Origin of the sequence: Mycetohabitans sp. B3 (assembly GCF_021498065.1) — a bacterium.
GTDB lineage: Bacteria > Pseudomonadota > Gammaproteobacteria > Burkholderiales > Burkholderiaceae > Mycetohabitans.
In genome coordinates this window covers 55,078-67,555 of record NZ_JAHLKN010000039.1, presented here as the reverse complement: position 1 = coordinate 67,555, position 12,478 = coordinate 55,078, and the positions used below count along the sequence as shown (strand labels likewise).

Here is a 12,478-nt window from a genome sequence, read left to right as displayed (position 1 = left end):
GCACGCTGCTGTGCATCGCTGCCTATGGATTTCTTGTTGCACCATGCCTCATTCGACAATAATAGAACGCCGACATCCGCCGCCGGCCTGCCTTACCTGCGCACTACATGCCGCGCGGCCGCACAGCGCGTACAGCGACACATGCCTGATTCGATCGCGACGCTGCGCTGGTGCATCGCTAGGTCAGCTCATAATCCCAGTTCGGTGGCGATGATGTTGCGTTGAATATCAGAGGTTCCCGAATAGAGGAGGGATGCGATGGCGTCGCGCAGTCCTCTTTCAGTCGGGGTTTGAGCGAGATAACCTTGCGCACCGTAAATGCGCAGTGCGTCTATCGAAAACTTCGTGTACGTCTCCGAGACGAACAGCTTCGCACAGGCTGCTTCCAGCGTGGCATCTTTGCCCGCATCCTTGAGCCGCCCTACCCGGTAGACGAGTTCGCACGCGGCATCGAGGTTGACTTTCATGTCGGCGAGGCGATGGGAGGTGGCCTGGTTCTTCCCAATGGGTTGGCCGAACTGGCGGCAGGTACGCGCGTGGGTAATGCATGCTTCAAGGCGGCGCATGGCTCCCAACGTGATGGCAAGAATGCGTCCACGTTCATATTCGATGGCACTTCCAAAGACCTTGACGCCTCGTCCCTCCCGCCCCGGTACGCCTGACTTTTCCCCAACTGCCAGCCTTCGCGGCGTAATAGCATGGGGACACGCCGATAGCCGTAGCGCACGCATGTGTAGGCAATTTCGCGCATGCGTGCGTGAACTCAGCACGAGGGTCCTGGCGCTGCGGTAGTACTGAGCGCTGCGCGGTTGCTTTACGAGCCGGCAGGCCTGCCCCATCGTCAATCCGTAGCGGCTTACCACGTAACCCACTACCTCTGTCCTCAGCGCGGGCCGGGTCACTTTTTTGAGGCAACATCTTGCAACATAGTCTTGTCCAGGCTCAGTTCAGCAACTAGCTTCTTGGGCCGTGCATTCTCGTCCTGCAATTGCTTGAACTCACGCACTGGGTCCGACTGCATCCCAGCGTATTGCTTCTTCCTCCGCTAGAACGTCTGCTCGCAAATGCCGATCTGGCGAATCAAGTCTGCCACCGGCATCCCTAGTTCCGTTTGTTTGAGCACAGCCACAATTTGTTCGATCGCAAACGCTTGCGTTTTATGACAAACCACCTCGTTCAGGGCCAAGTTTGCCGCAAAATTCGCTTTCGAGTCAGCCCAGGATTCCTAAAGCAGATCAGTATTCCATCCACGCTAAATCTAACACCAGGCTGTAGGCTTTCACGCTGTATTATCGCGTCTCGTGCATCGCACCAACGTCGCCGTCCATTGATGGTCGTGAGCGTCATCATTTAACCCGTCAACGTACCGTACTTCCTTATGAACCCGGCTCTTGGCATCATTTTGATGATCGTTACACTCGCCGCCATCGGCGGCGGCATTGTCATTCCTGTGTTGCCCAGCCTGCTGCACGAGTTGAGCGCCACTGAGTCAGTCGCCAGCCAGTACGGCATGCTGCTGGCCATCTACGCGCTGGCACAGTGCCTGTGTTCATCCATGCTCGGCGCGCTCAGTGATCGTTTCGGTCGCCGTCCGATGCTGCTGGCCTCGCTAATCGGTGCCACGATTGACTATGCCGTGATGGCCATCGTCCCCTCGCTGTGGGTGTTGATAATCGGCCGCTTGGTGGCCGGCATGACGAGCGCTAACTTGGTGGTGGCGACCGCCTATCTTGCCGATATCGCACCTAGTGGGCAACGCGCCAGTCACTATGGTTACCTGCACGCCTGCTTTGGCCTAGGTCTGGTGGCCGGACCCGCGCTGGGAGGCTTGCTAAGCCAGGCTTCGTTACGGTATCCGTTTATGTTTGCTGCGCTATTGAGCGCACTGACTTTTGTGCTGGCCTGGCGGTCGCTGCCCGAATCCCATCACCCGCACCGTCGCGCGCTGGCCTGGAAAGAGATTCACCCTTTTGCCGCGTTGCAGGGTGTCATTCGGCACACTGGTGTGCTGCCGCTGCTGGCCGTATTTTTCATCATAGCGTTAGCAGGCCGTATACCGCATTCATTGTGGCCGATCTATAACGAAAACCGTTTTGGCTGGGACCCGCGCATGATCGGGATGTCACTGGCGGTGTTTGGCTTACTGCGCGCACTCACGCAGAGCTTGATGGTCAAGCCGGCCTCAGCGCGACTGGGCGAACGGCGAGCCATCCTACTGGGTCTGGGCATCGAGGGATTGGCGTATGTCATCATGGCTTTTGCGTCCCGCGGCTGGGTCGTATTTGCCGTGATGCCGATGCTGGTCACCGGTGGAATCGTATTGCCCACGCTGCAAGCGCTACTATCGCGGCGCGTGGCACAAGATAAGCAAGGGGAATTACAAGGCGCATTGGCCAGTGTGCTGAGCCTGGTAGGGGGGATTGGGCCGCTGGTGGCCACTACACTCTACGCATTGTCCTACGCATCATGGACTGGCTGGGTGTGGCTTGTCGGCGCACTCCTGTTGCTGGGCGGCATGCTTAGATTGAACCGATTGTTGCGACAGTGGACTGCGCCTGATCTAAACGCTAACCAGCCATCGAGGCAATTGTCGGGCACGTGAAACAGAATCACGGCATGCACTGCTATGAGCGCTATAGTCTAGCAGGCTGTTGAAATAGTTCACCTCGTCGTCATCGAAGCGGGAGGGGTAAACGTTGAAACAAGGGAGCGGCCAGCATAGAGGCCGAAACGATGCGCAGAGCGCACGGCTACACCGAGGCTATGTTCACCATGGTGAAGCTCAATGACTTCGTGCCGGCCAGCCACCTCTTGCGCCCAATTCGTATCTGGCTAAACGACGCGCTCAAGCGTATGGAGCCGGTGTTCGTACGCGTGGACGAGAGTGACGCGAAGGGCGGCCACCCGAGCATCGCCCTGCAGAAGCTGATTCGCGCGTTGCTGTTGCAGGTGCTGTATTCGATTCGAAGCGAGTGCATGCTGATAAAGCAAATTTCCTACAACATGCTGTTTCGCTGGTTTGCCGGCCTGGCGATGGACGATACGGTGTGGGACCACTCTTTATGGGAGCGTGCTAGAGCCGTTTGCCCACGCGCTGATGCTGCAACGCCGTTATGATGAGGCCGGCATGTAATGGGAGGCCGCGGTGAGTTGGCAACGCGTCGTCGTGTCGTGGGGACTGCGCCGGTATTTCCGGCCGTATACCGAACTGCCGGATATCAGCGTGAGCCGCGTGCGCGCGCAGGTCAACAAGCGTCTGTGGACGCCCAGGGTACCGGCCGGATTCCGGCTGCGCGAGCGCTATGGCAGTGAGTGTGCGCCGCTCGTCGGCGAATGGCTCGAGCCTGAGCCGCCGGTGCCGGACCGCAAGCGCCCGATGGTCCTCTATCTGCATGGCGGCGGCTATTACTTCTGTTCACCACGTACGCATCGCACGATCACGTTCGAGTTGACGGCGCGGGCACGGGCCGCGTTGTTCGCGCTGGACTACCGGCTTGCACCCGAGCATCCGTTTCCAGCCGCGCTGCACGACGCGCTCGCGGCGTACCGCGCGTTGCTTGCGTGGCACGCGCCCAGTTCCATTGTGATTGCTGGCGATTCAGCGGGGGGCGGCCTCGCGCTGGCAACGCTGGTCGCGCTGCGCAATGCGGGTGAGCCGCTGCCGGCCGGGGCCGTGCTGTTCTCGCCATGGACCGATCTGGCCGCATCCGGCGCGTCGATCGTCTCCAATCATGGACAGGACCCGATGTTTGCTGGGTCGGTGATTGGCCGCGCGGCGAAGCTGTACCTTGGCGACGCGTCGCCGGACCATCCGCTGGTTTCCCCCGTCTACGCAGATTTGCACGGGTTGCCGCCGCTGTTCATCCAGGTGGGCAGCACCGAGGTGCTGCTCGATGACTCGGTGCGCGTCGCGCACAATGCGCGCATGGCCGGCGTGACGACGCAGTTTCGGATATGGCCGGACATGCCGCATGTGTGGCAGATCTATGCGCCGTTTCTCCCGGAGGGGCGACGTGCACTGCGGGAGGCGGCACAGTTCGTGACGTGCGTTGCGGCGTGACGCGGCGCGCGTCGTCCCCCATCATGGCGCGTGCTGCGCGATCGCATCATACGCGGCCCGCACCGCCGGCTCGCCATAGCGTCGTTCCAGCCGGCGCACCGTGAAGTGCGCGTGGGCCATATTCTGGAAATGCTCGATGAATGCGGCGTTAACCAGCGCGCCAAGCACCGCGCCGAGCGCTGGCACGGATTTGGCGGCGAGTTGCTCGCTGACCTGGACCGAAAAGCGCGCAGCGACGGCATGGATTAACCGGGCCAATGCAGTGGATGCCTGGGCAGCCATGCCATGCGCGAAACCTTTGGCCGCGACGTCGGAGGAGGCCTTCGATACCGCTTGCGCGAGCGCGCCTCGCACGAAGAAGTAGCCCATCTCCGCGCGGCCTGGCCCAATTGCGGTGTGACCCATGGCAAGCACCGACAAGCATTCGAGTTGCACGTCGAGTGTGGACAGATCCTCGCCCTCGCTCCGCGCGATGTCGCAGATCGAGCGGAACATCAAGGTCGTCGTGACGGGCAACTCGATCGGCAGTGCGACGAGCCCGAATGCGCCGCCGGCCGCACCCGTGGTTGCCACCGCGACCTTATGTAGCCAGTTGCGCGGCCGCGGGGCCGCAATCGCCCCGAGCGTGGTGGGTCGTGCCTCTGCATCGGCCATCGCCGGATCGTATTCGGTGGACAACGGCAACGCGCTGTCGCGGTGGCCAAGGCTGTGCAGCGCAGCGCGCAGGCATCGGCGCAGCGCGATATGAGTCGCATCGAGCACTTTATCGTTGGCGCCGGCCGGCAGGCGCGACAGCAATGCCTCGAACGGCGCGCCGATCAAGCTGGTCAGCTTGATCGCTAGGCCGGGGCGCTCCAACAGTTGCCTGGCGCTGCGCAACGCCTTCAGGTCGGCATCGCGCATGGTCGCATTCGATGGGGCAATGAGCGCATTTGACATCGCATTGAACTCCGGAACAAAAAAGACGATTCGAGGACGGCCGTGACCGTCCATCTGAATTCGTTAGAGCGGCTTTTCTTGCTATAATTTCAATCAATTGATAAGGCAATTATTGTATACGCAAATATGCCATTCGACTCTTCCGCTCAACATTCGAGCGGGCAGGTACTGCCGTTTCGCGAATCGCTGCTTGCGATGCTGGGCCTCTCGTTTGTGACGATGCTTGTCGCGCTCGACCAGACCGTGGTGGGTACCGCGCTGCCCACCATCGTGGCAGACCTCAAAGGCTTTGACCTGTACGCGTGGGTCGCTACCGTGTACTTGTTGGCGTCGGTGATTACCGTGCCGATTTTTGGGCGGCTGGGTGACTACTACGGCCGCAAGCCGTTTGTCATGGCATCTATCATTTTGTTCACGGCGGCTTCGGCGCTGTGCGGGCTCGCGCACGACATGCTATTTCTCGTGCTCGCGCGCGCCTTGCAGGGTGTGGCCGGTGGCATGCTGGTTGGCACGGCGTTCGCCTGTATTCCGGATTTGTTTCCCGATGCTCACGTCCGGCTGCGCTGGCAAGTGATGATGAGTTCGGCGTACGGCATCGCGAATGCGGTCGGCCCGTCGCTCGGCGGATTCCTAACGCAGTATGGCGGATGGCGCTCGGTGTTCTACGTGAATCTGCCAGTCGGATTATTGTCGCTGTTCTTTGTCTGGCGTTGCTTGCCGCATTTGCGGCAGGCGCAGCACCAGGGTCGGATGCGGGTGGATTGGCTTGGCGCGGTGTTGATCGCGGCGTCGCTATGTGGCTTGCAACTATTCGTTGAGTTGTTGCCCAGGCACGGGTTGACGTGCGGCACTGGCGCGCTGCTTGTGGTCAGCGCGCTGTGCGCGGTGGGACTATGGAAGTGGGAGCGGCACGTCGCGCAGCCGATGCTGCCCATCGACATGTTCGGGCATCAAAGCTTGTCTGTGCTATTTGCATTGTCGCTGTTGGTGGGCTTCTCGATGTTCTCGCTGCTGTTCTATGCACCGTTGCTGCTCCAGGGCGGTTTCGGTCTGTCGCCCCGCGATGCGGGCATCGTCGTCACACCGCTGGTGGTCTGCATCACGCTAGGCAGCATCCTGAACGGGCGCATTGTGACGCGGATCCGTCATCCCAATGCGCTGCTGCACGTTGGCTTTGCGCTGCTCGCATTGTCGTGTGTGGGCGTGGCGGTGTCCACGCGGGCGATGCCGCAGGCGTGGCTGATGGTGTGCATGGCGCTCGGCGGACTCGGGCTGGGCCTCGTGACGCCGAACTTGACGGTATTCGCGCAGCAAAGCGCCAGTCGCGAGCATCTGGGCATTGTCACGGCGTTGCTGCAGTCATTGCGCATGATCGGCGGCATGCTCGGCACCGCAGTGACCGGAACATTGGTGTCTCATTGGTATGCGAGCGGAGTGCGCGATACGCTTGCGCGCAGCCATGCCGGTGCCTGGTTCGACGCGTTCGGCGATCCACAAGTGCTGATCAACCAGCAAGCTCAGCACAGGCTGGTTCAGCAGGTCGACGCGGCCGGGCACGATGGTGTCGCGCTCCTGGAGGGCGCGCGCGAGGCATTGGTAGGGGCGATCCACCTGGGCGTCGCGCTTGCTGCGCTCGTCGCAGTATGGGCGGTGTGGCACGCCCGGCGCGTGCCACGCATCCAGCTGGCGCGCTCCGCCAAGCATGAGCCGACAATGACGGAGTAGGCCGTGGAACTGCAAGAGCGAATCGCGATATTTCAACAATTTGGCCGGACCTACCGTGCATTCATGACCGCGTTCGAGTCGCGTGTCGGTTTGCCGTTGCCCCGCTGGCGGATTCTGCTGGCACTCTACGACCACGCACGGCTTGTCGAGCAGGGGGCGGGGGCGGTGAGCGGCGACGATACGCCGCACGGCGGACCAAGCCTGTCGCAAAAGCGGCTCGTGGAACGGCTCAGCATCGACCCGGGCGCATTGACCCGGCAGTTAAAGCAGCTTGAAAGCCTCGGGTGGATCGCCCGCAGTACGGACGAGCGGGACAACCGGTTAACCAATGTCGTGCTAACGGACGCAGGGCGTCAGGCAGTCGAGCACGGATTACCGCGCCGCAACGCGTTTCTTGCAAGTGCGCTCGGGGCACTGTCCGAAGATGCACTGCATGCGCTCGAGGAAGCACTCAAGAACATCGAGTGTTGCGTGACGCATGGCGAGCCGTCGGTCCTGGCCGAGCACGGCGACGCGTCAGCCATTGAATGACAGCTTGACCCGCGACAGCTTGACCCGCCGATAGGCATGCGGGTCCATCATCCGGGTGACTTCTCCGCAGGCAAAGCCTCGCCACGGGGCCTGGTATCCGGCGCGGCGCACGCAACGATGCCACGCGGCCCGGCTCAGTGCCGCGCCGCTCGCCCCACATTACAGGTTCCATGTCCTAGGCGGGCAGCCAGCGTGCCATCTCGACCTGCACCGGCTGATGGACAGCGCTGCCCAGCCATACGTCGCCGTCCTGGACCGTGCATTGCAGCCGCATCGTGCGTTCGGCCAGCGTCGCGAGCGCCGGCGCGACGCCTTCAGCGAGGTTCAATACGGTGACATTGCGCAGTCGCGCGACCTTGCCCTGGATCGCGTCCCACCAGATCCGGGATGTGCGTCCAGCGTATGCCAGCACGACCACGTCGTCTGCCCGCGCGCTCGCTTTAGCGATGCGCCGCTCGTCCGGCTGGCCGACTTCAATCCATCGTTGCACTGCGCCAGTCAAGTCCTTTTGCCACAGGTCCGGCTCGTCGGTATCGGACAGCCCTTTGCAGAACTCGAGCCGCTCGTGTGCATACAGCGCGAATGCCAACAGGCGCACCATCATCCGTTCATCGGTTTCGGACGGATGCCGGGCCAGCGTCAGCGAATGGTCTGCATAGTAATGACGATCCATGTCGGCGATCTGCAGCTCGGCTTTGTAAATTGTTGATTTCAGCGCCATCGGTTAAACAGTATTCGTTGCGAGTGCCGCGCCGGGACTTGCACGACCCGCATGGTCTGTGCAATCCGCGTGACCGCCGTCGCTTCTGTGGCGTACCGGCTCGCGTGATCGGCACCGCTTCGATGCTGAACACTTTTTACGCAGCATGCACAGCCTGTGTGGACGTGCATAGCTTGCGCGGACTGCACAGCCCGCGTAAGCGTGTATGCGATGCATCAAGATGGGGCACGGTCGCACGACTTATTGGCGCGCGGTTCGCGCGTTGTCCGGCAACGGCAGGTTGAAATTGGTGCGCAGTGGGTTGATGTCCAGCCCGCCGCGTCGCGTATAGCGTGCGTAGACTGCCAGCTTGATCGGCTTGCACACGCGTTGGATGTCGATGAAGATGCGCTCCACGCATTGCTCGTGAAACCCAGTGTGGTCGCGGTATGATACGATGTAGCGTAACAGGCCGGCGTGGTCGATCGGTGGGCCGACGTACCGGATCTGGATGCTGCCCCAGTCCGGTTGCCCGGTCACCGGGCAATTGGACTTAAGTAGATTCGAAAACACCGTTTCATCGACAGGCGCCTGGTGGGTGTCCGCGCTCAGCAGTGACGGGTCAGGCGTGTAAATATCGGTGTCCAGATCCAACCGGTCTAGCGACGTTCCCGCAAGTTCATCTAGCGCCAGCGTCGCGAATTCGGCCGGCGGCGTGAGCCGTACCGACACGTTCGCGCCCGCGCATGCGCAGACGTCGCGGTGGATAGTCTCGCGCAGCGTGTCGATCGACGCAATACGTGTCTGCGCGAACGACCCTAGATACAGCTTGAACGATTTGGATTCGATAATATTGGGCGATTCGGCTGGCACGTGGAACGTAGCCAGCGCGATCTGCGGCTTGCCGCGCTCGTTCAGCCAAGATAGCTCGTACGCGTTCCAAATATCGGTGCCGAAGAACGGCAGTACTGCCGGTACGCCGATTGCGTCGCGGCCTTGCCTGCGCTCGATCGGGAACAACAGCGTCGGGTCATACTGCTGAGCATAGCCTACCGGCTTGCCCAAAGGGGATTGGTCGGGTGTCATGTTGCGGCTCGAACTTAAGCGAGGAACAATTTGTACGCTGGGTTGGCTGTTTCGTCCCAATGGGGATACCCCAGCGCCGCCAGGAACTGCTGGAACTGGGCGTCTTCGTCCATCGGCACTTGCAGGCCCACCAGGATCGAGCTGTAGTCCGCGCCGCCATTGCGGTAATGGAACAGGCTGATATTCCAGTCGGGCGCCATCGATGATAGGAACTTCATCAGCGCGCCCGGGCGTTCCGGGAACGCGAATCGGTACAGGCGCTCATCGCGGGCCAGCGGTGAGTGGCCGCCGACCATGTACCGCACGTGCTGTTTGGATAGCTCGTCGTTGGTCAGATTGACGATCGCAAAGCCATGTTTCTCGAAGGTCTGGGCAATCAGCTGCGACTCGTCGCGACGCTGGATCTGCAGGCCGACGAAAATGTGCGCTTGCTCAGCGTCGGCGATCCGATAGTTGAATTCGGTGACGTTGCGTGCGCCGATCAATTCGCACAAGCGCTTGAAGCTGCCGCGCTCCTCAGGGATCGTCGCTGCGAACACCGCTTCGCGTGCTTCGCCCACCTCGGCGCGTTCCGCAACGAAACGCATCCGATCGAAGTTCATGTTCGAGCCCGAGGTGATCGCAACAAACGTGCGGCCCTCCGACTTTTCGCGTTCGGCATAGGCCTTGGCGCCGGCGACGGCCAGCGCGCCGGCCGGTTCCAACACGCTGCGTGTATCCTGAAAAACGTCCTTGATCGCCGCGCATAGCGCGTCGGTGTCCACGGTCACGAAACCGTCGACGTATTGCTGCACGAGCCGAAATGTCTCTTCGCCGACGAGCTTGACCGCCGTGCCATCGCTGAACAGGCCGACTTCGCTGAGCGCGACGCGCTCACCTTTTGCGATCGAGCGCGCCATCGCGCATGAATCGTCGGTTTGTACGCCGATGACCTTGATCTCCGGGCGAAGCGCCTTGACGTATGCCGCGACGCCGGCGATTAGGCCACCGCCACCGATCGGCACGAAGATCGCGTCAATCGGACTCTGGTGCTGGCGCAGGATTTCCATTGCGACGGTGCCCTGGCCCGCGATCACGTCCGGATCGTCGAACGGATGCACAAACGTCAACCCGTACTGCTGCTGGATCTGCAGCGCATGCGTGTAGGTATCGGAATACGATTCGCCGTGCAACACGACCTCCACCGTCGGGCCACCGTGCGCGCGCACCGCATCGATCTTGACCTGCGGTGCGGTGATCGGCATCGCGATGACAGCCTTGCAGCCGAGTCGGGCCGCCGAATAGGCGACCCCTTGTGCATGGTTGCCGGCCGACGCGGTCACCACGCCGCGCGCCAGCGCGTCGCGCGGCAATTGCGCCATCCTATTGTATGCGCCGCGCAACTTAAACGAGAAGACCGGCTGATTGTCCTCGCGCTTCAGATAAATCGCATTCCGAATTCGAGCCGACAGGTTGCGTGCGTGTTCGAGTTCGGTTTCCCGCGCCACGTCGTAGACGCGGGCGGTCAGGATTTTCTTCAGATAATCGGGCGAGGACATGGCAGTCTGCAAAGGTATGGATCTGAAACGGCGGGAAAAGGATCAATCATAGCGCTATCCGGCGCCGCGTTCGTATGTAGGCGTGCATTCGATGCCGCAACGGCCGATTAGAGACCCGTGAAGTGGCCTGGATCAGCTGAGATATTGTTCAAACGGACAATGTCGAACGCATGGCCGCAATAAGCTGACATGGCGTGCTCCGGATGGAATACAAGATGCGGGTGGCGCGGCGAGCCGCATCCGGCGGCGTGGCTGCCCCGGATGCACCAATTCATAGGGTCGAATGGTTTTCTCCTCAAAAGGACGGCATCGGAAAGCCGGCACTCAGGTTGCTAGCCCAGCCAGCCGCGTCGATCGCAGGCGCCGTTCCGTTGTGCAGCTCGGCGCGCTGGCCGCGTCGGTGGGCGTGGGTGTGGCCACGACCGCGTTGGTCGGTGGCAACACGCGCATCGGCGGCTCGGGCGGTGGCGGCTCGGACAACGGTGAGAGCGCCCGCTTGCCGGTGTCCATCAAGGACGCGTCGCACGACACGGGCACTGGGTCGATGACCACGGTGCTGCTGGTGTTTCCTGACCATTTTTCGTTTCGTCCCGACGAGATATTCGTTGCCGTGCTGGGCCGCGCGCCATGGGCGCCAGACGTATTCGGTTATGTTGACCCGGTGCGCGGCACGTTTCATCCGACGGGAAGCGCAGCCGATTTCCGGCTCGACAGCGCGACGATGACGTTCAGCGTGTCGACATTGCGGCGCGACGGCGGCCAGTCACTGACGCTGACCATCCCGCCGTTGGCCAGCGGCCGCGTGTATTTCGCGTTCGGACGCGGGTTCGACGCAATGCCGCCATTCGGCGCGGGTGGGCCATCTAATGGCGCGGACAATCCGGTGCTGTACGACAAGTTCGAATTGCATACGGCTGACCACCCGAACTTCAAACTGACCAATGCCGATTTCTGGTCCGTGCCCTTCACGATTTCGGCAATCGACGCGAACACTGGGACACGGCGCGTGGTGGGTTATCCGCACCGGCGCGCCGACATGATCGCCGCATTTGATTCGATCCCTGTGCCCGACGCGGCGGAGCCGTTCGGCAATCCTAGCATCTTCAAGGCGCTGCGGGTGAGCGCGAACGATGGCCGGCTCACGCGGATACTGTCGCCCAAGCAGGCCCGTTTCACCGATTGGGGGAGGGACGATGCCACCCGGCTGGCCTTGGCGCAGCGCTTCACGCACTTCTGGGATCGCTACGTGAACGAGTTGTGCTGGCGGCCGAATCGCCTCTTTTCCTTCTACGGCAAGGATTTGACCGACAAGCGGGTATTCTACGGCCGCGTCGCGCCCGACGGCATGACGCTGTCACTGTTCACCGATGCGGCGTACACGGTGCCGTACCGCGTCCCGACGCTGCCGCGGCCTAGCGCGCGCTGGGGGCAGCCTGACTATTCCCCGGCCGATGGCAATCCGTCGCTGTTTCATAATACGGATTCGTCCGTAGGTCCGATCGACTGGGGATTTCTGCTGGCTGGTAACGCTGGCGCGCAGGCCGGCGACGGTGCGCATTGGGCCAGCGATCCGGCGGCGATCGCCATCGCGATGTCGATCTGTCGCGGCGTCATGCACCTGGACGACGGCTGCGTGTCATGGATTGATCCGGCGCGGTTCTACAACGGCGCGGGCGATGGCGTGGATACGCCGCGCATGCCGATCTTCTGGTACGCGAAGTTGCTACACGCGTTCGGCATCGACGCACGGGCGTACGCGTTTTCCTATGACGACGTGTACGGGACCGATCCGGCCGTGTATTTTGGCAGCCATTCCGAGTTGATCGTGCAGTTCGGCCAGATGTGAAGTACCCGGCGTGGCCGTGCGCACTGACAACGCGCCGCCTGCGGTTGCAGTAC

At 61.9% G+C, this 12,478-nt stretch carries 10 protein-coding genes and 2 pseudogenes; 6 read left to right on the top strand and 6 right to left on the bottom strand.

The genetic code is table 11. The annotated features are described in order from the left end of the window. Positions 1–188 precede the first annotated feature (188 nt). The gene (locus KQH55_RS12545; RefSeq protein ID WP_235091242.1) at positions 189–731 is read right to left on the bottom strand and encodes an acyl-CoA dehydrogenase family protein; all 543 of its coding nucleotides are present in this window, start codon (positions 729–731) and stop codon (positions 189–191) included. After that, a pseudogene (locus tag KQH55_RS12540) lies at positions 650–1,171 on the bottom strand (transposase); the annotation flags it as partial. The pseudogene KQH55_RS12540 and the gene KQH55_RS12545, both read right to left, overlap by 82 nt. A 207-nt stretch (positions 1,172–1,378) precedes the next feature. Between KQH55_RS12540 and KQH55_RS12535 the strand changes: the two are divergent. From KQH55_RS12535 to KQH55_RS12525, 3 genes and pseudogenes are all read left to right on the top strand, one after another. Next, positions 1,379–2,602, top strand: a complete 1,224-nt coding sequence (locus KQH55_RS12535; protein WP_235091240.1) for a TCR/Tet family MFS transporter — start codon at positions 1,379–1,381, stop codon at positions 2,600–2,602. Positions 2,603–2,733: 131 nt separating this feature from the next. Beyond that, a pseudogene (locus tag KQH55_RS12530) lies at positions 2,734–3,078 on the top strand (transposase); the annotation flags it as partial. A gap of 67 nt (positions 3,079–3,145) precedes the next feature. Next, entirely contained in the window at positions 3,146–4,060 is a 915-nt protein-coding gene (locus KQH55_RS12525) for an alpha/beta hydrolase (RefSeq protein WP_076786060.1), read from the top strand. A 21-nt stretch (positions 4,061–4,081) separates the two neighbouring features. On the opposite strand, the gene KQH55_RS12520 is transcribed toward KQH55_RS12525, so the two are convergent. Next, positions 4,082–4,999 carry an EcsC family protein gene (locus KQH55_RS12520; protein WP_170872426.1) on the bottom strand — a complete coding sequence of 306 codons (918 nt, stop codon included), beginning with the start codon at positions 4,997–4,999 and terminating at the stop codon, positions 4,082–4,084. Positions 5,000–5,125: 126 nt separating this feature from the next. Here KQH55_RS12520 and KQH55_RS12515 point away from each other — a divergent pair, with 126 nt between their 5' ends. Next, positions 5,126–6,724 carry an MFS transporter gene (locus KQH55_RS12515; protein WP_235091238.1) on the top strand — a complete coding sequence of 533 codons (1,599 nt, stop codon included), beginning with the start codon at positions 5,126–5,128 and terminating at the stop codon, positions 6,722–6,724. A 3-nt stretch (positions 6,725–6,727) separates the two neighbouring features. Further along, positions 6,728–7,255: a MarR family transcriptional regulator gene (locus KQH55_RS12510; protein ID WP_235091236.1), complete on the top strand. Its 528-nt coding sequence runs from the start codon at positions 6,728–6,730 to the stop codon at positions 7,253–7,255. A gap of 175 nt (positions 7,256–7,430) precedes the next feature. On the opposite strand, the gene KQH55_RS12505 is transcribed toward KQH55_RS12510, so the two are convergent. From KQH55_RS12505 to ilvA, 3 genes are all read right to left on the bottom strand, one after another. Continuing rightward, positions 7,431–7,976 (bottom strand): YaeQ family protein, encoded by a 546-nt coding sequence (locus KQH55_RS12505; RefSeq protein WP_076796334.1) that lies wholly within the window; start codon positions 7,974–7,976, stop codon positions 7,431–7,433. A gap of 240 nt (positions 7,977–8,216) precedes the next feature. After that, a complete protein-coding gene (gene queF, locus KQH55_RS12500; protein ID WP_076786064.1) occupies positions 8,217–9,041 on the bottom strand; it encodes an NADPH-dependent 7-cyano-7-deazaguanine reductase QueF in 825 nt (274 codons plus the stop codon). Between the two features lie 14 nt (positions 9,042–9,055). Then, a complete protein-coding gene (gene ilvA / locus KQH55_RS12495) occupies positions 9,056–10,579 on the bottom strand; it encodes a threonine ammonia-lyase, biosynthetic (protein WP_076786065.1) in 1,524 nt (507 codons plus the stop codon). Positions 10,580–10,952: 373 nt separating this feature from the next. Between ilvA and KQH55_RS12490 the strand changes: the two genes are divergently transcribed. Then, positions 10,953–12,425, top strand: coding sequence for a beta-1,3-glucanase family protein (locus KQH55_RS12490; RefSeq protein ID WP_076786066.1), 1,473 nt, complete (start codon positions 10,953–10,955; stop codon positions 12,423–12,425). Positions 12,426–12,478 lie beyond the last annotated feature (53 nt).